We start from the raw sequence: 21,327 nt of genomic DNA on the forward strand, positions 1-21,327 counted from the left end.
CCCGGCGACGGGAGGAGAGCGCGAAGGGTGACGGACCGGACGCCACGATCTCGCGCGGCAGGCGCGCGGTCGTCCGTCTGGTGCATGTTCGCCGACCCGCCCTCGAGGTCACCGGGATGTCCGCGCACGGGTGGTCCGCACGCGGGCAGATGGCAGGTCTTCGGACTCACGGGCGCGTCCTCCTCAGGAGGACACCTACTGGCCGTCGCTTCCCAGGTCCCTCTCACCGGACCCAGTGCGTATGACGGCGGTCGTTCCCGCTCACCGCTGCGGGGCAGTCCCGGATTTCCACCGGGTTCCCTCTTGCGACGCGTCCCGCCTGGCGGACGGGGCGAACCAGCTGCACCGGCCAGCCTACGGCATGGGAAACCCCCGGCCGCGTCGGCCGGGGGTTCCGCCCCTCACGGGCTCGTGGCGCGGGGGGTCAGCACGAGCTGGAGTCCGACTGGCCCACCAGGTTGACCGGGACGGTGACGAAGGAGAACTGGTTGCTGGCGCATACGCCGGGGAAGGTCGTGCTGCTGGCATTGTTGACGGTGACATCGGGGCCGTCCTCCGCGACGGCACCGGTCGCGCCGACGGCGAGGGACGCGGCGGTGAGAGCGAGCGTGGACAGGGCGGTCCGCATACGCATGGGAACTCCTTGCTGGGGATGAGCGGCCGGAAATGACCGGCTTCGCATGCATGGTGCCCCTTTGTCGTGTGGATCGCGGCCCAACGTCCCTCTAACGGGGTAACACGTCATCCGCCGGGGCGCAGGGCGGGATCGTCGGTGGGCGGGCCGGGTCGGGGACGCGGTTGGTGAAACCGCCGGGGACCGAGCGGCACTGCTGCTCGCGGAAGTGGACCGGTGCGGTGCCCACGCGGCGGGCGAACAGCCTGCTGAAGTAGGCGGGGTCGTCGTAGCCGACGCGGCGGGCGATGGCGGCCACCGGCAGTTCGGTGCCGACGAGGAGCTCCTTGGCCCGGCCCAGCCGGATCCCGAGGAGGTAGTCCTTGGGGCTGCACCCCGCGCCGCGCCGTACCGCGGTGCGCAGTTCGGCCGGTGTCATCCCGTGCCGGGCGGCGTGCTCGGCCACCGACAGCGGCTGGAAGGCGTCCCTGGCCAGCGCCTGGAGCACCGGATGCCCGTCCGAGCCGCCGCCGGCGCGCACCCGGCGCAGGGCGACGAGGAGTTCATGGACGGCGGCGGCCGTCTCGACCTCCAGGAACGGATTGCCCTGGCGCGCGGCGCGGACGATCCGGCCGATGGCCGTACGGGCGGTGGCGGTGTCGGTGAGCGCGACCACCGGACGGTCCGGGTCGATATAGCCCAGATCGGCGTACGCGGCGGTGGCCGGGCCGGTGAAGTCGACGAACGCCTCGTCCCATCCGGTGTCCGGGTCCGGGGCGTAGTGGTGGCTGACACCGGGGGTGAGCCAGAGCAGCGCGGGCGCGGTGACGGTACGGCGGCGGCCGTCCGCGCCGCGGAACCAGCCGCGGCCCGCGCTGATGACCACCGCCACATGATGGTCGAGGACCCGCGGGCCGACGACGGGCAGGGCGCCGTGCTGCAGGCCGACACCGAGACACACCAGGCCGAGCCGGTGATGGGCCGGGCTGGGCGTGAAGTACCGCATCCAGGTGTGATACATCCGCGGTCCCCTCCGGTCGGCTGCGTCCCCCACCCGCCGATCTTCGTCCACGGACCGCCCGCTCGCCAGGGGGCGAGAGGGGACCGTGCGGCGGGGTGGAGGGACACGTAACCGAAGGTGGGGACCGCGGGGAGCGGGACGTGGGCGCGCGCCGTCCCGCTCCCCGCGCGGTGTCAGTCCAACTCCTCCACGGTGAAGGAGTCGAGCGTGAACTCCGCGGTGCCGCTGTCGCCGGTCTTCCGCAGCCCCACCCACAACTCGCCGTCCGCGGGCGCGGTGACGGTGTAGCCGTGCGTGGCCCGCCCGGTGGCGGCGGGCAGCGGGGTGCGCTCCAGCTCCCGCGCCCCGGGCTCGTCCACGGCCGTGACCCATGCGGACTGACCGGCCGCCTCGTTGGCGTAGGTCAGGGTCACCCGGTAGCGCCGCCCGGGGCGGAAGCGGGCGGTGTGCGGCACCGTACGGTAGACTAGGCCCGGGTTCTCGCCGCGCGACTTCAGCGACTGGCCGCCCTCGAGCACATCGTCGATCGCCTTGCCGTTCCAACCGGCCTGGGTGTACGGGGCGTGCCGCTGCGCGATATGCGTCCGCGGGTCGGTCACCCCGCCCGCGTCGCCCTTGACGAACGGGCCCCAGCCCTGGGGCACCCGCTCGAAGTCCTCGTACACCAGCGCGCCGGGCTTCGTGGTCCGCCGGGCCCGCACGACCCGCAGCCCGTCGAAACGGACCCGGGCCCGGCCCGCCGCCACGTCGAGGGTGAGGGTGACCGGGCCACCGCCGTCGGGGACGGTGAACCAGGTGAACATCCGCTGGAAGCGGGTGCCGTGTTTGCGGTCGGCCGCCATGTGGTTGACGGCGGTCGAGGTCTCGGTCCAGTTCTCCGCGGTGACGCCGTCGGCGGTGTGCACCCGCAGCGCGGCCCGCCGCCGCTCACCGGCCTCCGCCCCCACCTCCACCTGTACGGAGGCCACATAGCCGCCGGGGGCCAGCCGGCCGACGCGCTGGCCGACGGTGGCGGCGGCGCCCTCGCCGATGACCAGTTCGTAGTCGCCCAGCGCACTGCGTTCCACGGTGGCCGGGCCGGTGGTCTGCCGGCCGCGCAGCGAACCGGAGTGGAAACCGGGGTCGTACAGCGGGGTGCCCTCGCCCCAGCCGGGCGCCGCCTGGGCAGGGGCGGCGGAGCGCAGCACCACATAGGGGACGTCGGGATCGGCGGTGACGCTGATGTGGCCGTCGCGCACCGGCAGGGTGACCGGTTCGGCGCGCCCCTGGTCGGTGAGGCGGTACAGCACCACGGACCGCCGTCCCGACCAGCCGCGCGGCAGCCGCCAACGGGTGGTGCCACCCGCCGGGTTGTAGTGGTAGAGCTTGGCGGGGTCGGTGGCCTCGCGCGGCTCCCAGGGCAGCAGATAGCCACCGCCGTCGTAGACCAGCCGCCCGTCGGTGGTGATGCGGCGGACGCCGCCGGTGTCGCTGACGGAGGTGCGGCCGGGCCCCTCGAAGGTGATCTCGTGGTCGCCCCAGGTGCGGATGGGGTACGCCTGGAGGTACTTGGCGGGCAGGCTGTGGGTCCAGATGAGCCGGTAGAAGGCGGTCCAGTCGGTCTTGCCGGTCCAGCCCTCGAAGTTGCCCATCCGGGGGATGCCGAGCAGGGTGGGCCACTTGTCGGCGAAGACGTCCTTCTGGTGGTTGCGGAGGAAGCGGATGAGCCGGGAGTTGATACCGCGCGAGCTGTCCGGGCCGTAGTCGGTCTCGGTGGCCCAGTGCGACCACAGCGAGGAGCGCTCCAGCCCGTGGCCCCATTCGGTGGCCACCCGCCAGCCCTGCTCGCGCAGGGCCCGCTGGAGCCGGTCGGAGTTCCAGCCGGACTCGCGGAAGACGTCGATGTAGAGACCGGCGAGGGCCGGGTCGGCGTCGTTCCGCAGGTCCTGGAAACGCCGGACGATATCGCCGGAGACCAGGTCGCGGCGGGGGTCGATGCGGTACGACTGGTCCAGCCAGTCCCACTGCTTGTCGTTTTTGTCGACCAGGGTCTCGGAGAAGGCGTTGGCCACCGGATAGGACTCGGTGGCGTTGACGTGCACCGCGAAGTCGCTGTTCCAACGGCGTCCGGAGCGCAGCAGGGTGTTGAGGTCGGCCAGGCCACCGGCGCGGGTGTTGTAGTTGCCCGCGTAGTCGGGGTGGGCGGAGTCATGGCCCTCCGACTGATACCCCTTGAGCAGGGTGTACTGCCGCAGTCCATCGGTGGCCAGCGCGATGCGCTTGACGTTGTCGAGGGTGTCGAGGAACGGGTTGGTGGCCTGGCTGGCGAAGTTGAACGGGATGTGCGGGACGACCCGCAGATGCTGCTCGTCGGCGCCGAGCGGATTGACCATGATGTCGCGGAAGGCGATGGCGGCGTCCTGCCAGTCGACCACGCCGTCGCCGTTGCGGTCCCGGGTGAGGACCACGGTGGCCCAGGGCAGCGGCTCGGTGGCGCCGACGGGCGCGGTGGCGGCCCGGTGGGTCCACTCACCGCAGCCGAGCCGGGCGGTGATCTGCCCGTCCTCGCGCACCGTCTGCCGCCACAGCCGTCCGTTCTCCCACGTGGTGCCCGCGGCGGAGGAGGGCTTGTCCCACACCGTGTTGGTCTCGACGGCGGCGGCGAGCCGGTCGGTGCTGACGACGGCGTAGGCGCAGCCGATGGGGTCGCCGTCGGTGGGGGTGCCGGCCGTGGGCCGGACCACGGTGTCACCGCTCTTGGCCTGGTCGAGGTCGATCCGCGCGGCCAGCAGGGTGGCGCCCGGCTGGTCGGCGCGGACGCTGAGGAACGCGAGTCCGGGGATGCGCAGGGTGCCCACGCGCAGCGCGTCGGTGTCGGCGATCCGGGTGACGCGCCAGTCGACCTGCCATTCGCTGACCCGGACGCGGATGTCGATCTCGGCGTCCGCGCCGAAGGCGAGGGTGTAACTGATGTGGTCCGGGCCGCTGGTGACGGCGGTGGTGCGGGGGGTGTGTTCGACGCCGTCGATGAGCACCGTACGGACCGGCTCCCGCTGCCCGTACAGCACCGCGCCGCTCTCGCGGTCGGTGTACGCGACGATGCGCGGGAACTCCGGGTCCACCCGGACCTCCAGCCGCTTCGACCGCAATGTGCGCTCGGTGCCACGGGCGTGGGCGGTGCCACCGCCCGCGCTGATGGCCGTTCCGATTCCGGCCAGTGTGGTGGTGACCATGACCGCTCTGCGACCGGGTCGCCATGCTCCCGGCCGCCCCTCCTCTGTGTGGGTCAACGCGCCGCTCCTCCCTCGCTGGTGGGAACAGTGCTCCACCTTGGGACGGCGGCGGGGCGGCCGCCCATGGACAAGTGCGCGGGGGTGTTGGACTAACGGGCCGTGGCGCCCATCACGACAAGCGCTCACGACCGGTCCGAGGAAACGGGATCAGCCCGCCGCGCCGTCGAGCAGCCGGCTGTAGCGCAGCCGCAGCGCCCGCTCGGTGCTGGCCGCCACCGTGACGAGCCCGACCGCGGTGTTGCCCCATGCCGACAGATCAATGGGCGAGGTGAAGGTCCCGACGTACTGGGCGACGCCCTCCGGCGCCCGGGTGATCTGTTCGGCGAGCTGAAGGATCAGGAGAACCAGGCCGATGACGAGCACGAGCACCGAGAGGAAGCCGATAAAGCGGCTCAGTGCGGGGTGCGATCGGTCGAGGCGCGCGCGGCGCCCCTCGGCGGAGCGGGGGTCCGGGACGAGCTGGAACTCGGCCCCCTCGGCGCTGACGTAGTGGCAGCGCTTGAGTCCGAAGCCGCTCGCCCTTACTTCGACGGTGCCGCCCTGGACGGGGAAGACGGCAGGGACTCTGGACTCGGCGTGATGCCTGCCATCGAGGTACAGATGGGCCTTGGCGTAGCCGTCCGACGTGTTCTGATGCTTGATGTCGACGGCGTAGACCGTCTGCCGGCCGTCGTCGTTCCTCAGCCGAAGATAGAACAGTGCGCGGGTGAGCATCTGCCACCAGCGGAAACGCTTCAACGCTCGCCCGTCCCCGGGCTTGACCCGCTGCACGGCCCGACGATGCCGCCACTCCTTGATCATGTCTCTACTCCTGGGATCGTCCCGGATGCCGTCAGACCGTTCCTCGGCCGCTGATCCCCCCGGAATGACCGGTCCGCTCGGTGGTCGGTTCCTTGCGAGTGTGTGCCCAGCCACCGAGCACCATCGCGACGAGCGCGATGGATCCGAGGAGGATCATCTGGCCGGTGAGGCCGCCGGGGACCCCGTTGACGATGCCCCACAGCGGCTCGGAGCCCGGGTTGAGCAAACCGCGGATCACCCCTTGGGCGGCCAGGGCCGCGATCACCATCCCGACCGCCTCAAGGGCCGTATAGCCACCCCTGCGCATCGCGCTTCTCCGTTTGGTGTTCGGTTGTCTCGGCACGTGAACGAGTCTGTCCGCGCGGTGCGGCAGGCACATCAGCCCGGCGGCTCGAACCGCCTTCGACCAAGGACGAGGCGGGAATGCGACTCTGGTCGGGGGCACATCAGCCCCCGGGTCTGACGCACGGGCCGCACCGTGTCGCGATAATGACCAGGTGAATACGGACGTCGCGCCACCGCTCGGATGGTGGCAGCAGACCTGGCGGCTGATGGCGGCCGCGGCAGTGGGCATACCGCTCTGGCTCTCCACCGGTGTGGTGCTGCGGACGGAGGCGACCGGACCCGGCTCGTGGTTCTTCATCGGTGATCCGCTGGTGGCTCTCGGCTGTCTGACGGCGCTTCTGTGGCGGCGGCGGTTCCCGCTCGCCGTCGCCATGACGATCGCGATCGCCTCGACCGCGTCGGCACTCGCCTCCGGCGCCGCGTTTCTGGCGCTGGTTTCGCTCTCCACCCGTCGCCGTCCGGTGGAGAGCGGGGTCGTCGGCCTGGCCCTCGTGACCGCGTCACAGTTCTCCGGCGGGTTCTACCCGACCCCGCCCGGCCCGTTGTGGCTCGCGCTCGCGTTGCCGGCGCTGATCGCGGGCATCGCCGTGGCCGTGGGCATGGCCATCGGCGCGCGCCGTGTCGAGGTGCGGTCCTTCCGGGACCGGGCGGAGAGCGCGGAGCGGGAACAGACCGCGCGAGCGGCACAGGCACGGGCCCTGGAACGCAACCGGATCGCCCGCGAGATGCACGATGTGCTCGCGCACCGGATCTCCCTGGTCGCCATGCAGGCCGGAGTGCTGGATCACCGCGGCGACCTGACAGCGGAGGAAAACCGCGTGCTGGTCCGCGGCATCGCCGACGGCTCCCACCAAGCGCTGGAAGAACTACGGGATGTCCTGGGTGTGCTCCGGGCCGACCCGGGCCGCCCGGAACCACCGCAGCCCTCCCTCGACGGAATCCCCGACCTGGTGGCCGACGCGCGCACATCCGGACTGGACGTCACGCTCACCACCACCGTGACGGGAACACCGTCCGACGTCGTCGGACGCACCTGCTACCGGATCGTCCAGGAAGGACTGACCAACGCCGCCAAACACGCCCCCGGCGCACACGTACACATCACCCTCGAAGGAACAGCGGGCGGCGAACTCGACGTCAGCGTCCACAACACCCCGGCCGCCCGGGCAACCGCACCACCACCGGCATCGGGATTCGGTCTGCTCGGCCTCACCGAACGCATCAGCCTCGCCGGCGGAGAACTCGACCACCACCCCACACCCGACCATGGATACCTCCTCACCGCGCGGCTACCCTGGCCGAACCCCACCCACGAAAAGAGAGCATGAGTGGATAACGATCGGGAGCCGGTGCGTATCGTCATCGTCGACGACGACCAGCTGGTGCGGATGGCGCTGCGACTCGTCCTCGAGGCCGAACCGGACCTGAGCGTCGTCGCGGAGGCGGCCGACGGGGACGCCGCGCTCACCGTGGTGGACGAGCGGCGGCCGGACGTCGTGCTGATGGACGTGCGGATGCCCGGCCGTGACGGTCTCAGCGCGACCCGGGAACTCCTCACCAGGCCGGCGCCGCCGCGGGTGCTCATCCTGACCACGTTCGACTCCGACGATCTGGTGCTCGGCGCACTGCGCGCCGGAGCACTCGGGTTCGTCCTCAAGGACACCCCGCCGGCGCGGATCATCGACGCGGTGCGGACCGTCGCGGAAGGGAACCCCGTGCTGTCCCCGGTGGCCACGGCACGGGTGATCGCCGCGGCCACCGGGCCACAGTCCGCCACGGCTCGCAGCTCGTCCCGCGAGGCCGCGCGGAAACAGCTGTCCGCCCTGACCGAACGAGAACGCGATACCGCTCGGGCCATCGCGGACGGGCTGGGCAACCCGGAGATCGCCGGGCGGCTGCACATCAGCGTCGCGACCGTCAAGGCGCACATAAGCAACCTGTTCGCCAAGCTGGCGGTGGAGAACCGGGTGCAGATCGCACTCCTGGTCCGCGACGCGGAGTAATGACCAGCCCGGTGCAATCGCCGGGTAATCGCGCCCGCCGCGTTATGACGGCCGGGGTGCGGTGAGCACCGAGGCGCCGCCCGGTCAGCGGATGCCTCGGAACATGGTCTACTAAGTGAAGAAACTTACAAGGGCGCGGTCGCGCGTGCTATAACGTAAGCATCTAAATCAGAAAGACGCTTACGTCGTGCACCCGTGCCCGCTGGCCGGGCGCCGGAGAACGGACGCCCCATGACCCTCACCCACCCCGCCTTCACCGAGACCGACGCGGCCGCCCTCGTGGCGCGGCTGCGGGAGACCCATCGCGGTGGCCGTACCAAACCCCTCGCCTGGCGCCGCGAGCAGCTCACCCGGCTGCGCGCGCTGCTGACCGAGAACCGCGAGGCCATCGCCGAAGCCCTCTGGGCCGATCTGCGCAAGAACCGCGCCGAGGTCGACCGCTCCGAGATCGACGGCACGGTCCGCGAGATCGACGACTACCTCGAGCACCTGGAGGAGTGGCTCGCCCCGCAGCCCGCGGAGGTCACCGTCTCCCAACTGCCGGAGGGGACCACGGCCCGCACCGAGTTCGACCCCCTCGGTGTCGCCCTGGTCCTCTCGGCCTGGAACTATCCGATCTATCTGCTGCTGACCCCGGTCGCCGCCGCGCTGGCGGCCGGTAACGCGGTGGTCATCAAGCCCTCCGAACTCGCCGAGCGGACCTCCGCACTGCTGGCCCGGCTGCTTCCGGCCTACCTCGACACCGAGGCCACCGCCGTGGTCGAGGGCGGCGTCGCAGAGACGACATCGCTGCTGGCCCAGCGTTTCGACCACGTCTTCTACACCGGCAACGGCACCGTGGGCCGGATCGTGATGCGCGCGGCGGCCGAGCATCTGACCCCCGTCACCCTGGAACTCGGCGGCAAGTCCCCGGTCTTCGTCGACCGCGACGCCGACCTCGCCACGGTGGCCGAACGCATCGCGTCCACCAAGTTCTCCAACGCCGGGCAGATCTGCGTCGCCCCCGACTACGTCCTCACCGACCCGGACACGGCCCAGGCGCTGGTGCCCGCCCTGGCCCAGGCGATCGAGCGGCTGTACGGCAGCGATCCGCGGGCCGCCGGGAACTTCGGGCGCATCGTCAACGAGCGCCACTTCGACCGGCTGACCGCGCTGCTCGGCTCCGGCCGCACCGTGGTCGGCGGGCAGAGCGACCGCGCCGAGAAGTACATCGCCCCGACCGTGCTGCTGGACGTCAAGCCGGACGAGCCGGTGATGCGGGAGGAGATCTTCGGCCCCATCCTGCCCATCCTGGCCGTCGCCGACCTGTCCGAGGCCATCGCCTTCATCAACGACCGCGACAAGCCGCTCGCGCTCTACGCCTTCACCGAGAACGACACCACTCGGGCCCGGCTGATCGCCGAAACCTCCTCGGGCGCCGTCAACTTCGGCTTCCCGGTGTTCCATCTGAGCCTGCCGACCCTGCCGTTCGGCGGTGTCGGGGAGAGCGGCATGGGCAGCTACCACGGCCGCTACTCGCTGGAGACGTTCAGCCACCGCAAGGCGGTCCTCGACGTCCCGCTGAGCTGATCAAGCCCCGGTTCCGGACGGTCGACGGACGCCTACGACGCCGGCTGGTCGCGGCTGGCCGATGCGTTCGGGCTGGCGAAACCGCATGTCGTGGGCCCGGGCATCGGCACCAGCGCGGTGTTGTTCGCCGCGGCCCGGCACCCGGATCGCGGGCCGTCACGACCCGGTGGTGCCGCCGGCGAACTGACCTGTCCCCACTGCCCGTTCCGCCCGGCGGCTCTCGGATCAGCCGCCGGGCCGGGCCTTCTTCCGGGCCCGGTACGCGGCCACGTTGCTCTTGTTGCCACAGGTGTCGTACGCGTGCCAGCGCTGGGTGCGGCTGCGCGTGGTGTCGTAGAACGCGTGGTCGCAGCGCTCATTGGCGCAGATACGGATACGTGGCCAGGTGCCGTCGGAGACGAGCTCCGCCACCGCGAGGGTGATGCCGCCGAGCACGGGGTCGCCGCCCACCTGCCGCAGCCGCACCTTCCCGGGCTCGGAGAAGTCCTGCCGGAGCGTGACGGGAGACGCGCGCTCGGCCAGCCGCGCCCAGCCGGGTGCCGCCGCCGCGCTGTCCGGCGCGGTGATGATGTCCATGAGGGTCGTGCGCAGGCCGCGGATCTTGGCCATGCGCTGCGGTGATGGTCTCTCCGCGGCGGGCTGGCCGAACGGGCGCAGGACGGCGCTCGCCGTCTCGGGGTCCTGGAGCGTCTCCGGGCACGCGGGGCCGTGCGGCCGGGAGTTGAGCAGGTCCACGATCGCCTCGGCGGTCGCGGGGATCCGCCGCCCGGATTCCGGTTCTTCTCTGGCCACCCAGCCATGCTAGCACATGGTCTATTGGTGAATGAGGCTTACACCTCGATGACCGGGCGTGCTATAGCGTAAGCGTCTAAAAAATTAGTCCATTACACAGAGGCGGCGGCCTCCGCCGTGTCGGCGTGGATCCAAGATCAGCGATGTGCTGTACGCGGTCAGCGGGCTGATCTGGGTCGTCCTGCTGACCGCGTACGTACGCCACGGCGGAGCCCGGTGGCGCGATCTGCGCGAGGATCTGCGCCACCCGGGCCAGGGGTTCGCCCTCGCGTACGTCCCCATCATCGGCATGCTGGTCACCGGCCACTTCTCGCGCTTCGGCCAGGAAGGGGCCCGCTGGGCCTACGTGGTCTTCCTCGCGGCGGCCGCGCTGGTGGCCGCCCGGCTGCTCGCCCACTGGCTCACCGGCACCCTCAGCGAGACCGCCCTGCACCCCGGCTATCTGCTGCCGGTCTCCTCCGGGCCGTTCATCGCGAGCATCACCGCGTCGACGCTGCGCCTCCCCGAAGTGGCGGCGGCGGCCTTCGCCGTGGGGGTTCTGTACTGGCTGGCCTTCGGAACGGTCATCCTCGGCAGCCTGGTCACCGGCAGTCCGCTTCCGCCACCGGCCCGGCCCACCCTCACCGTCCTGATCATCCCGCCCGCCGTGGGCGGCAGCGCCTGGCTCGCCGCCCACGGAGGCCGCCTGGACGGGGTCGGCTACGGATTCTCCGGCATCCTCTTCTTCACCCTCGCCCTGGTCGCCTTTCTGCTGCCGACCCTCCGCGAGCGGTCCTTCCATACGGGGCTGTGGGTCTACATCTTTCCGGTGGCCGCCACCACGAACTTCCTGGTGCGCTGGTCGTACGCGGCGGACGTGCCGGACCGGGAGGTCGCCGTCTGGGCGCTGCTGACCGTGGCGAGCGGTGCCTTCCTCCTCCTGGGCGCCGCGAGGCTCGTCCATGGCGGTCGGCTCTGGCGCCTGCGGTCCGGTCGTCACCCGAACCATCGGTGAGTCGAATGCCGCCATGCCGCAGATGCAAGGAAAATCCGGGCTTCTCCCTGGTATAGGCGCGATCCATGGTCTATCGGCATGGCATGTGCGTTTGCCTGGGATGGGTGTTCGGGTAACGCTCCTCCAGGAGGTGGTAGGCCGTGAGTGACTCCCTCGCAGCTGCCAGTACGGCCGCCGGTCCGATGGCGGAAGTCGCCCTCACCGGCGATCTGACCCGCCCCGCCCGGCTGACGGTGTCCGAGCTGCTTTCCTGGCCCCAGCACCGGGCCCAGGTGAGCTTCGACTGCGCCACCAGCGGCATCCAGCACCACCGCTTCACCGGGCCGTTTCTGCACGACGTCCTGGTCGCCGCCGGTCCCGGCTTCGACCCCGCCCGGCGCAAGGACCGGCTGCGCTTCCTGATCGCCGTACGTGGCGTGGACGGCCACCGCGCGCTGCTGTCCTGGGCCGAGATCGACCCGGACTTCGGCCGTGCCCCCGTGCTGCTCGCGGTCACCATCGACGACACTCCGCTCGACCGTGCGGGCCCCCAGCTCGTCCTGCCCCAGGACCGCTGCGGCGCCCGGTACATCAGCGGTATCGAGGCGATCCGCGTGGACGGCGGATACACCGTCTGGACGTGATGGCCCCTGGCGGAACCCGCTGGGGGCCGGGTGTCAGACCAGCGGGCGGTACGCGGTGAGCGTGACGGACAGCGTCACATCGCAGGGCTCGGGCAGCCGCGCGATGCGCTCCTCCAGCCGCCCGCCCTCCTGATGCCAGGCGTTGGGGCCCATCCCCACCAGCTGCGGCAGGGCCTTGTGGTCCAGCGTCATGGTGCTCCGCGACCGCTCCCGGGCCACCTCGGTGAAATGCGCCGAGAGCCGGTCCGCCAGCCGCTCGTCCTTCTGCTCGCCCACCCGCAGCAGCTCCAGCGCCGCCACCAGTTCCCGTAGATGATCGGGCCGGGGTGTCACCACCAGCAGCACACCCTCGGGACGCAGAATCCGCCGCAGCTCGGCCGGATTGCGCGGTGCGAAGACATTGAGGACCACCGACGCGGCCCCGTCGGCGAGCGGCAGTTCGTCCCAGGCGTCGGCCACCACCGCGCTGATCCGGGGATGCGCCCGCGCGGCCCGGCGGGCGGCGAACTTGGAGATGTCGAGCAGGATTCCCTCGGAGTCCGGGAACTCCGACATCACCCGGCCGAGGTGATAGCCCGTTCCGCCACCGATGTCCACGACACAGCCGGGGGCGCCGCCCGTCGCCGCCGGTGCCGTCTCGCGCGCGAGCGCGGCCAGTGCTCCGGCGATCGGCGCGTAGTGACCGGCGGCCAGGAAGTCCGCGCGGGCCGCCACCATGGCGGCGGTGTCCGCGCTGAACTTGGCGGCGCCACGCAGCAGATTGACATACCCCTGCTTCGCCACGTCGAAGCTGTGCCCGTGCGAGCACCGCAGCGCGCCGTCGGTCATCGTCATGGCGCCGGAACAGTACGGGCAGTGAAGGTACCGAACCGCCTCTTTCCGCATCGTGTCCCCCGTTACCGCCGTTGTCCTGACAGGACCCCAGCCTATGCGGAGGACCCGGGGGTGCCGCACACCCACCCCCGCCCCGGTCGGCGGGCGGGTTCGTTCCCCGCAATAGCGCGAGAGGCCAGGATGGCGGTGGCCGCCGGAATTCGGCTTATCGTCAATTAAATTGCGGAACCGTTAATGCGTTATTACGCTCCGCCGCAGCGAGCACCCCACACAAGCCGCTCACTGCCGGAAAGGCAGGCCCCCATGGGTATCTCACGCCGCCATCTCATCGGTTCCGCGCTCGGTGCCACGGCGCTCGGCGCGTTGGGCACCGCCAGGCTGACGACGGGCACCGCCGCCGCGGCCAGTCCGCCCGGTGACGTCGTAGGCAAGATCACCGTCGGCTATCAGGGCTGGTTCGCCTGTGCGGGTGACGGTGCCCCGATCAATGGCTGGTGGCATTGGGCCGCCGATATGTCCCGGCCGCCGTCACCGGGCAATACGGGCATTCACAGCTGGCCGGATATGCGCGACTACGCCAAGGGCTACAAGACCGACTACAACAACCTCAACGACGGCCGGCCGGCCACCTTGTTCTCGTCCTATGACCAGCAGACCGTGGACACCCACTTCCGCTGGATGCAGCAGTACGACATCGACACCGCCGCGCTCCAGCGGTTCAACCCCTTCAGCCCCGAGGGGCCGACCCGCGACGCCATGGCCACCAAGGTCCGCTCGGCGGCGGAGCGGTACGGCCGGAAGTTCTACATCATGTACGACGCCACCGGCTGGCTCGATATGAAGGGCCAGATGAAGCAGGACTGGACCGACAAGATGAAGGCCCACACCGCGTCCTCGGCCTACGCCCGGCAGAACGGCAAGCCGGTGGTGGGCATCTGGGGGTTCGGCTTCAACGAGGCCAACAAGCCCTGGTCGGCCGCGGACTGCCTGGACGTCGTCAACTGGTTCACGTCCCAGGGCTGTTATGTGATGGGCGGGGTCCCCACCCACTGGCGGTCCGGCAACGAGGACTCACGCCCCGGCTACATCGGCGTCTACCACGCCTTCCACATGCTCTCGCCGTGGATGGTGGGCCGCATCGGCAACATCGCCGACACCGACCGCTTCTTCACGAACGTCAACACCCCGGACCAGGCCGACTGCGACGCCAACGGGATCGACTACCAGCCGTGTGTGCTCCCCGGCGACACCCAGTCGCGGCAGCGCGCCCACGGCGACTTCATGTGGCGGCAGTTCTACAACATGGTGCGGGTGGGCGCGCAGGGCATCTACATCTCCATGTTCGACGAGTACAACGAGGGCAATCAGATCGCCAAGACGGCGGAGAACGCGTCGATGGTGCCGTCCGGATCGGGGATCTGGGCGCTCGACGAGGACGGCACCGTCTGCTCCTCCGACTACTACCTCCGGCTCACCGGAGACGGCGGCCGGATGCTCAAGAAGCAGATCGCGCTGACCCCCGACCGGCCCACGAAACCGGTGGTCCAGTACGCCCCGCTGTAGGTCGCGGCCGCCGCACCGGTAGCTCAGCGCCGTGGGCGGGGTGGCGGTGGCGGGCTCGATCTGGCTGCCCTCGTGACGGCGTCCGCGGTGCGCCAGCGGTGGGCGGGGGAGAAGCCCAGCAGCCGGGCGCAGCGCGAGGTGTCGTACAGCCCCGAGAAGCGGGACAGCGGGGCCGTGATCTCGGCGGAGGGGTGGTGGCGGGCGAGCAGCTCGGCCGTGGGGATGTCCGAGGAGGTGTCCGGCGCCGCCACGTACAGCACATGGCTGCCGTGCGTCTCGGCGGCGAGCGCGGCGCGTACGGCCGCGGCGGCGTCGCGGGTGTCCAGCCACCCCCACAGATCGCCCGCGTGGTGGCCGGGATCGGCGTGCACGGCGGCCAGTTGGCGGGTCAGCCGTGGGCCGGTGCCGGTGAAGGGGAAACGCAGACAGAGGGTGTCGGTGCCCCAGCGCCGGTGGGTGCCCTCGGCCACCTGCTCGAGGATCAGCTTGGAGAGCCCGTACGGGTCCTCGGCGAGCGTGGCGTGTGATTCGTCGACCGGTACGCGGCCGGGCGAGCGTGGGTGGGCCGACCACGCCAGCCCCAGCGCCCCGATGCTGGAGGCGGCCACCACCCGGCGCACCCCGGCGCGTCCGGCCTCGTCCAGCGCCAGATAGGCGGTGTGGCAGTTGGCGGTGAACTGGCCCGCCGGATCCTCGGGGTCGGGGTGCGGGATCGCCGCCAGGTGGACGAGTGCCGCCACCCCGCGCAGCGCCTCCCGTACCAGCTCGCGGTCGCGCAGATCCCCGGTCAGGCCGCGCTCCAGGCGTGGGTCGTCGAGGGGTTTCCGGTCGGTCGCGGTCACGCGGTACCCGTGCCGGAGCAGGTCGTCCACCACCTGGCGGCCGATGTGGCCCGCGGCGCCGGTCACCAGGACGTGTGTCATCCCTTCACCGCCCCGCCGAGCGCCGCGGGACGGGCACGCCGTGGCGGCGGGGAGGAATGCCCCGAGGAACGCCCCGAGGGAGGAGAAAGAGGACAACTGGTCTGCATACGAGCCCCCGCCTGATGTGAAGCGTTCAGAAGACCGAATAGCGTTGGAGTAACGGAACATAGGCTTGCCGTGATATAGCGTCAAGACGAGCTACGGAAGGTGTCGGGGACCGGGGCCGACGGGCGCCGGGCCGGGGAGCGGAGGCTGGCGTGGAATCGGTGTCGGGAGCAGCGCGGGTCCGGCGTCACGAGGACGTCAAGTCCGCGGCGCGCGTCCTGGAAGTGCTCGAACTCCTGGGCGCCGAGGGCGCCCGGCTCTCGCTCGCCGACATGGCGAGCACCCTGTCCGTGCCCAAGAGCAGCCTGCACGCGGTGCTGCGCACCATGGAGTCGCGCCGCTGGGTGGAGACCGACCCGTCCGGAACGCTCTACAGCCTCGGCCTCAAGGCGTTGCTGACCGGCACCGCGTATCTGGAGAGCGATGACCTGGCCGGAATCGCGGGGCCCGTGCTCGACCTGCTGGCCGAGGAGACGGGCGAGGCCGTCCACCTCGGGCGGCTGGACCACACGGACGTCGTCTACCTGGCCAAGCGCGAATCCCGGCACGCCCTGCGGATGTACTCGGCGGTCGGCCGCCGGCTGCCCGCGCACGCCACCGCGCTGGGCAAGGCGATCCTGTCCCAGTACGACGCCGCGGAGGTCCAGCGCCGCCTCAACTGGCCGCTCCCGGCGCTCACTCCGAGCACCGTCACCGACCCGGACGAGCTGCTCGCCCAGCTCGCCGACGCCCGCAAGCGCGGCTGGGCGGTGGACGAGGGCGAGAGTTCGGTGGACATCCGCTGTGTGGCGGTCCCGCTCGGCACCGGGCACGGCGGCGGCGACGCGATCAGCTGCTCGGCGCCGCGCAGCCGCATGGACGACGCCCGGCTGGGCGAGATCGCCGCCCATGTCACCGAGGCGGCCCACTCGTTGCGCACCCTGCTGAAGCGCCTCGGGGAGCACTGAGCCTCCGGGCCCCGCCGCACATCTGGGTCCGGCCATATCCCGGTACGGTCATTGACACCGCTCCCGAACCCTCCCTACGTTCGGATGGACGATCGCCATTCGGCTATAGGAATGGGAGCGTATGTCCGCACCCCGCGAGCCGCACGTCCCGCTGGCCCAGGCCCCCTGGGTGGAGGAGCGCGGCGACAAGCTCCGCATCACCGCCGTACGCACCTTTCTGACGGCACCTCAAGGCTGCCCGTACCTCATCGTGCGGGTCGAGACCAACGACCCCGGACTGTACGGCCTCGGCTGCGCCAGCGACCCCCAGCGCACACTGGCCGTCCGCAGCGTGATCGACGACTACCTCGCCCCGCTGCTGCGCGGCCGCGACCCCGGTGACATCGAGGACCTGCACCGCCTGGCCCTCAACAGCGCCTACTGGCGCGGCGGTTCGGTCACCGGCAACGCCCTCGGCGGCATCGACGTCGCCCTGTGGGACCTGAAGGCCAAGCGGCTCGGCACCCCGCTCTACGCACTCCTCGGCGGCCGCTTCCGGCACCGCGCCGCCGCCTACACCCATGTGGACGGCCGGGACGCCGAAGAGCTCGCCGACAAGGTGACGGCCGCGCGCGAGCGGGGCTTCGGACATGTGCGCGTCCAGTGCGCCGTGCCCGGCTCCGACACCTACGGCGCCGCGCCGTCCGGCGCCGGGGAGGCGCGGGCCCGCCACGACCGCTCCGGCCGCTGGGACAGCGCCGGCTATCTGCGCGCGGTGCCCCCGGTGCTGCGCCGCACCCGCGAACTGGTCGGGGACGACGTCGAGTTGCTGCACGACGCGCATGAGCGCCTCGATCCGCGCCAGGCCGGGGAGTTCCTGCGCCGGGTGGTGGACGCCGGGCTGTACTTCGTGGAGGACGTGCTCGCCCCGGAGGACGCCGCGCACTTCGCGCGGCTGCGCGCCGCCTCCCCGGTCCCCCTCGCGATGGGGGAGCTGTTCAGCGACCTCACCCAGTTCCTGCCGCTGCTGGCCGGACCGTTGATCGACTTCGCCCGGATCCGGGTACCCACGCTCGGCGGCCTCACCCCGGCCCGTAAGCTCGCCGCCGCCTGCGAGCTGCACGGCGTCCGGCTCGCCCCGCACGGTCCGGGCGACGTCAGCCCGCTGGCGCAGGCGGCCACCATCGCCCTCGACATCTCCAGCCCCGCCTTCGGCGTCCAGGAGGCGGCCACCTTCCGCGAGCCGGTTCTGGAGGTCTTCCCCGGCACGATCGTGCCGCGTCTGGGGGCGATGGAACCCCGCGAAACCCCGGGCCTCGGCGTCGACTTCGACGAGCGCGCCGCGCGCGGATATCCGGCGCCCGAGCCCCTGGCCCACGACCGCTGGGCCCTGCTGCGGACCACCGACGGGAGCGTGCAGAGGCCGTGACACCGAACGCGACGAGCGGATGGGCGCCCCAGGGGCGGTCGCCGACCGGGAGGGGGCGGCTGTGGGCGCGCCGCTGAGGATAGGGCTGGTCGGGGCGGGCAAGATCAGCGGGACCTATCCGGACACGCTGCCACGGCTGCCGGGACTGCGCCTGACCGCCGTGACCGACCTCAACCGGGCCCGCGCGGAGGCCGCGGCCAAGACTGCCGAGACCGCCGAGACCGCCGCCAAGGGCGCTGAGGGCGTGGCCAAGAGCACCGGGGGCGTGGCCGTCGCCGCGTCGGCCGACGAGCTGATGGCACACGAGGACGTCGACGCCGTACTCAACCTGACCATCCCGGCGGCACACGCCGAGGTGGCGCCGGCCGCGCTCGCCGCGCGACGGCATGTGTACGGGTACGGCGAGAAGCCGCTGTCCGGCATCCGCGAGGAGGCCGACGCCATCCTGGGCGCGGCCGGGCGAGCGGGGCTGCGGGTCGGCCGCGCACCGGACACCGTGCTCGGCCCGGGTACCCAGACCGCGCGCCGGGCCGTGGACGACGGACTCATCGGCACACCGGTCGCGGCCACCGCCTTCATGGCCACCGCCGGACCTGAGCTCGCCCGGCATGTCCTGGACGTCATGCTCACCCCGCGCTACGCCGCCCGGGAGCGGACCTCGCTGCCGGTCGGCACCACATGTTCCCGTCCCGAGCCCGTGCCCCTCGCGGGCGAGCCGTCCGCGTCGGCGGGCCACGGCTAGGGCGGTGTCGAGTACGGGCACAAGGGTCCCCTCCACCCTGCCGAAGGCCCGTACCGCGGCGCGGCGGCGCGCGCCTGTGCTCAGCACGTCCGCGAGTATCCCCCACCGCATACGGAGGACTTCCGTGCACCGGAAACGCCTGAGACTGCGCAGATCCCTCGCGCTGTTCGCCGGAACGCTGCTCACCGGAGCCACCCTGACGCTCACCTCACCGGCGGCGGACGCGGTGCCCGACCCCGGCCGGACGGCCGCCGCCCCCGTGTTCCAGCAGGTCACCCTCGCCAAGGGGGTGGCCGAGACGGGTGAGCCGATGTCCCTGGCCGTGCTGCCCGACCGCTCGGTGCTGCACACCTCGCGCGACGGCACCCTGCGGCTGACCGACGCCGCGGGCACCACCAAGGTGGCCGGCACCCTGCCGGTGTACAGCCATGACGAGGAGGGGCTGCAGGGCGTCGGGGTCGACCCGGGCTTCAGCACCAACCGCTTCATCTACCTCTACTACGCGCCGCCGCTGAACACCCCGGCCGGTGACGCCCCGGAGAACGGCACGGCCGCGGACTTCGCCAGGTTCGACGGCGTCAACCGGCTCTCCCGGTTCGTGCTCAAGACCGACGGCACCCTGGACCGGACCAGCGAGAAGACGGTGCTGGAGGTCAAGACCTCCCGTGGCATGTGCTGCCACGTCGGCGGCGACATCGACTTCGACGCGCAGGGCAATCTGTACCTGTCGACCGGCGACGACTCCAACCCCTTCGCCTCCGACGGCTACACCCCCATCGACGAGCGGGCGAGCCGCAACCCGGCCTTCGACGCCCAGCGCAGCGCGGGCAACACCAACGATCTGCGCGGCAAGATCCTGCGCATCAAGGTCAAGGCGGACGGTTCGTACGACATCCCTGCGGGCAACCTCTTCGCCCCCGGCACCGCCAAGGCCCGCCCCGAGATCTACGCGATGGGCTTCCGCAACCCGTTCCGGATGAGCGTCGACAAGGCCACCGGTGTGATCTATGTGGGCGACTACGGGCCCGACGCGGGCAACGCCAGCTCCACCCGCGGCCCGCAGGGCATGGTGGAGTTCGCCCGGGTCACCAAGGCGGGCAACTTCGGCTGGCCCTACTGCGTCGGCAAGAACCAGCCGTACATCGACTTCGACTTCGCCACCGGCGCCTCCGGCTCCGCCTTCAACTGCGCCGCGCCCAAGAACACCTCGCCGAACAACACCGGCCTCACCGATCTGCCCCCGGCCCAGCCCGCCTGGATCCCCTACGACGGCGGGTCCGTGCCCGAGTTCGGCTCCGGCTCGGAATCCCCGATGGCCGGACCGGTCTACCGCTACGACGCCAACCTCAACTCGCCGGTGAAGTTCCCGCAGGAGTACGACGGCGACTTCTTCGCGGGGGAGTTCGGCCGCAAGTGGATCAAGCGGATCGAGCAGGGCGCGGACGGCACGGTCGGCTCCATCAACGCCTTCCCCTGGAGCGGCACCCAGGTGATGGACATGGCCTTCGGCCCGGACGGCGCGCTGTACGTCCTGGACTACGGCACCGGATGGGGCGCGGGCGACGCGAACTCGGCGCTGTACCGCATCGAGAACGTCGTCGGAGGCCGGGCGCCGGTCGCCCAGGCGTCGAGCGACAAGACCTCGGGCAAGGCCCCGCTCCAGGTGAGGTTCTCCTCGTCCGGCACCAGCGACCCGGACGGTGACGCCATCGGCTACAGCTGGGACTTCGGCGACGGCGCCAAGTCCACCGAGGCCAACCCGACACACACGTACACCGCCAACGGCACCTACACCGCCACCCTCACCGCCAGGGACCCCGGCGGTCTGACCGGCACGGCGAGCGTGCACATCACCGTCGGCAACACCGCGCCGACGGTCACCCTGGAACTCCCCGGCGACGGTCAGCTGTTCACCTTCGGCGACAAGGTGCCCTACCGGATCAAGGTCAGCGACCCGGAGGACGGCACCATCGACTGCTCCAAGGTGAAGATCACCCATCTGCTCGGACACGACAGCCACGCCCACCCCATCACCTCCGCCACCGGCTGTGAGGGCACCCTCCAGACGCTGGCGGACGGCGAACACGACGAGAACGCCAATATCTTCGGGGTCTTCGACGCCGAGTACACCGACAAGGGAGCGAACGGCCAGCCCCCGCTGACCACCCACGATCAGAACGTCACCCAGCCCAAGCACCGCCAGGCCGAGCACTACACCGCGTTCCAGGGCATCGAGCAGGCGAGCCACTCCACGGCACACGGTGGCAAGACGGTCGGCTTCACCGACAACGGCGACTGGATCTCCTTCAAGCCGTACATCCTCAACAACGCCACCAAGCTGACGGCCCGTATCTCCTCCGGCGGCCCCGGCGGCACCCTCGAGGTCCGCGCGGGCAGCCCCACCGGGACCCTGCTGGGCACCGCGACCGTGCCCGGCACCGGCGGCTGGGAGAACTTCCAGGACGTGAGCGCCACCCTCAGCGGCGCCCCCTCCGGGACGACCACGCTCTACTTCGTCTTCAAGGGCGTCACCGGCCAGGGCAACCTCTTCGACCTGGACGACTTCACCTTCACCACCGGCTGAGCCGGGACGAGCAGGGCCGCGCCGCAGGTCCCGAGGGGAACCGCCGGACGGCCCGCGCGGCGGGGAGGAGAACGCCGACTCCTCCCCGCCGCATTTCCGCTCCCGATGTCAATTCTCTTATCTGACACAGTCGATGGAACGCCGCTCATTTTCCTCCTGACAGGGCATCGAACCCCTTCCTTTGCCGA

At 71.3% G+C, this 21,327-nt stretch carries 17 protein-coding genes, 1 pseudogene and 1 riboswitch; of the genes and pseudogenes, 10 read left to right on the plus strand and 8 right to left on the minus strand.

Annotated features, from left to right (window positions below; all coding sequences use genetic code 11):
• Positions 1-146: 146 nt before the first annotated feature.
• Positions 147-343, minus strand: a riboswitch (cobalamin riboswitch).
• Positions 344-424: 81 nt separating this feature from the next.
• The 5 genes from JK364_RS12310 to JK364_RS12330 form a co-directional block, all read right to left on the minus strand.
• Entirely contained in the window at positions 425-634 is a 210-nt protein-coding gene (locus tag JK364_RS12310; protein ID WP_201850588.1) for a hypothetical protein, read from the minus strand.
• Positions 635-725: 91 nt separating this feature from the next.
• Positions 726-1,634: a helix-turn-helix domain-containing protein gene (locus JK364_RS12315; protein WP_201850590.1), complete on the minus strand. Its 909-nt coding sequence runs from the start codon at positions 1,632-1,634 to the stop codon at positions 726-728.
• Positions 1,635-1,807: 173 nt separating this feature from the next.
• Positions 1,808-4,846, minus strand: a complete 3,039-nt coding sequence (locus JK364_RS12320) for an endo-alpha-N-acetylgalactosaminidase family protein (protein ID WP_201850592.1) — start codon at positions 4,844-4,846, stop codon at positions 1,808-1,810.
• Between the two features lie 207 nt (positions 4,847-5,053).
• Complete coding sequence (locus JK364_RS12325; protein WP_201850599.1) at positions 5,054-5,707, minus strand: hypothetical protein; 654 nt, start codon at positions 5,705-5,707, stop codon at positions 5,054-5,056.
• A 31-nt stretch (positions 5,708-5,738) separates the two neighbouring features.
• Complete coding sequence (locus JK364_RS12330) at positions 5,739-6,050, minus strand: hypothetical protein (RefSeq protein ID WP_201850601.1); 312 nt, start codon at positions 6,048-6,050, stop codon at positions 5,739-5,741.
• A gap of 154 nt (positions 6,051-6,204) precedes the next feature.
• On the opposite strand from JK364_RS12330, the gene JK364_RS12335 reads away from it, so the two are divergent.
• From JK364_RS12335 to JK364_RS12345, 3 genes are all read left to right on the plus strand, one after another.
• On the plus strand, positions 6,205-7,380 hold the full coding sequence (locus JK364_RS12335; RefSeq protein ID WP_307841241.1) for a sensor histidine kinase: 1,176 nt from the start codon (positions 6,205-6,207) through the stop codon (positions 7,378-7,380).
• On the plus strand, positions 7,381-8,055 hold the full coding sequence (locus JK364_RS12340; protein WP_201850603.1) for a response regulator transcription factor: 675 nt from the start codon (positions 7,381-7,383) through the stop codon (positions 8,053-8,055).
• Positions 8,056-8,286: 231 nt separating this feature from the next.
• On the plus strand, positions 8,287-9,624 hold the full coding sequence (locus tag JK364_RS12345) for an aldehyde dehydrogenase family protein (RefSeq protein ID WP_201850605.1): 1,338 nt from the start codon (positions 8,287-8,289) through the stop codon (positions 9,622-9,624).
• A gap of 225 nt (positions 9,625-9,849) precedes the next feature.
• On the opposite strand, the gene JK364_RS57535 is transcribed toward JK364_RS12345, so the two are convergent.
• The gene (locus tag JK364_RS57535; protein WP_201850607.1) at positions 9,850-10,416 is read right to left on the minus strand and encodes a CGNR zinc finger domain-containing protein; all 567 of its coding nucleotides are present in this window, start codon (positions 10,414-10,416) and stop codon (positions 9,850-9,852) included.
• A 145-nt stretch (positions 10,417-10,561) separates the two neighbouring features.
• On the opposite strand from JK364_RS57535, the gene JK364_RS12355 reads away from it, so the two are divergent.
• Both JK364_RS12355 and JK364_RS12360 read left to right on the plus strand, forming a co-directional pair.
• Entirely contained in the window at positions 10,562-11,410 is an 849-nt protein-coding gene (locus JK364_RS12355) for an SLAC1 family transporter (RefSeq protein WP_201850609.1), read from the plus strand.
• Between the two features lie 140 nt (positions 11,411-11,550).
• Positions 11,551-12,033 (plus strand): molybdopterin-dependent oxidoreductase, encoded by a 483-nt coding sequence (locus JK364_RS12360; RefSeq protein ID WP_201850611.1) that lies wholly within the window; start codon positions 11,551-11,553, stop codon positions 12,031-12,033.
• Positions 12,034-12,066: 33 nt separating this feature from the next.
• Here JK364_RS12360 and JK364_RS12365 read toward each other — a convergent pair whose 3' ends face one another.
• Complete coding sequence (locus JK364_RS12365) at positions 12,067-12,918, minus strand: putative RNA methyltransferase (RefSeq protein ID WP_201850613.1); 852 nt, start codon at positions 12,916-12,918, stop codon at positions 12,067-12,069.
• Between the two features lie 252 nt (positions 12,919-13,170).
• Between JK364_RS12365 and JK364_RS12370 the strand changes: the two genes are divergently transcribed.
• Entirely contained in the window at positions 13,171-14,430 is a 1,260-nt protein-coding gene (locus JK364_RS12370) for a glycoside hydrolase family 99 protein (protein WP_201850615.1), read from the plus strand.
• Between the two features lie 23 nt (positions 14,431-14,453).
• On the opposite strand, the gene JK364_RS12375 is transcribed toward JK364_RS12370, so the two are convergent.
• A complete protein-coding gene (locus JK364_RS12375) occupies positions 14,454-15,353 on the minus strand; it encodes an NAD-dependent epimerase/dehydratase family protein (RefSeq protein ID WP_201850617.1) in 900 nt (299 codons plus the stop codon).
• Between the two features lie 257 nt (positions 15,354-15,610).
• Here JK364_RS12375 and JK364_RS57540 point away from each other — a divergent pair, with 257 nt between their 5' ends.
• From JK364_RS57540 to JK364_RS12395, 4 genes and pseudogenes are all read left to right on the plus strand, one after another.
• Positions 15,611-16,405, plus strand: a complete 795-nt coding sequence (locus JK364_RS57540; RefSeq protein ID WP_201850618.1) for an IclR family transcriptional regulator — start codon at positions 15,611-15,613, stop codon at positions 16,403-16,405.
• Between the two features lie 121 nt (positions 16,406-16,526).
• Positions 16,527-17,813 carry an enolase C-terminal domain-like protein gene (locus tag JK364_RS12385; protein WP_201850619.1) on the plus strand — a complete coding sequence of 429 codons (1,287 nt, stop codon included), beginning with the start codon at positions 16,527-16,529 and terminating at the stop codon, positions 17,811-17,813.
• Between the two features lie 61 nt (positions 17,814-17,874).
• Positions 17,875-18,411 (plus strand): annotated as a pseudogene (locus JK364_RS12390) (Gfo/Idh/MocA family protein); the annotation flags it as partial.
• A gap of 268 nt (positions 18,412-18,679) precedes the next feature.
• Positions 18,680-21,139, plus strand: coding sequence for a PQQ-dependent sugar dehydrogenase (locus JK364_RS12395; protein ID WP_201850621.1), 2,460 nt, complete (start codon positions 18,680-18,682; stop codon positions 21,137-21,139).
• Positions 21,140-21,327 lie beyond the last annotated feature (188 nt).

Source organism: Streptomyces endocoffeicus (assembly GCF_016741935.1).
Classification (GTDB): domain Bacteria; phylum Actinomycetota; class Actinomycetes; order Streptomycetales; family Streptomycetaceae; genus Streptomyces; species Streptomyces endocoffeicus.

Excerpts from the sequence above, each read along its gene's own strand:
- JK364_RS12345 (WP_201850605.1), top strand. The coding sequence starts at position 8,287 with ATGACCCTCACCCACCCCGCCTTCACCGAGACCGACGCGGCCGCCCTC.
- JK364_RS12385 (WP_201850619.1), top strand. The coding sequence starts at position 16,527 with ATGTCCGCACCCCGCGAGCCGCACGTCCCGCTGGCCCAGGCCCCCTGG.
- JK364_RS12320 (WP_201850592.1), bottom strand. The coding sequence starts at position 4,846 with ATGGTCACCACCACACTGGCCGGAATCGGAACGGCCATCAGCGCGGGC.
- JK364_RS12310 (WP_201850588.1), bottom strand. The coding sequence starts at position 634 with ATGCGTATGCGGACCGCCCTGTCCACGCTCGCTCTCACCGCCGCGTCC.
- JK364_RS12375 (WP_201850617.1), bottom strand. The coding sequence starts at position 15,353 with ATGACACACGTCCTGGTGACCGGCGCCGCGGGCCACATCGGCCGCCAG.
- JK364_RS12365 (WP_201850613.1), bottom strand. The coding sequence starts at position 12,918 with ATGCGGAAAGAGGCGGTTCGGTACCTTCACTGCCCGTACTGTTCCGGC.
- JK364_RS12370 (WP_201850615.1), top strand. The coding sequence starts at position 13,171 with ATGGGTATCTCACGCCGCCATCTCATCGGTTCCGCGCTCGGTGCCACG.
- JK364_RS12315 (WP_201850590.1), bottom strand. The coding sequence starts at position 1,634 with ATGTATCACACCTGGATGCGGTACTTCACGCCCAGCCCGGCCCATCAC.
- JK364_RS12325 (WP_201850599.1), bottom strand. The coding sequence starts at position 5,707 with ATGATCAAGGAGTGGCGGCATCGTCGGGCCGTGCAGCGGGTCAAGCCC.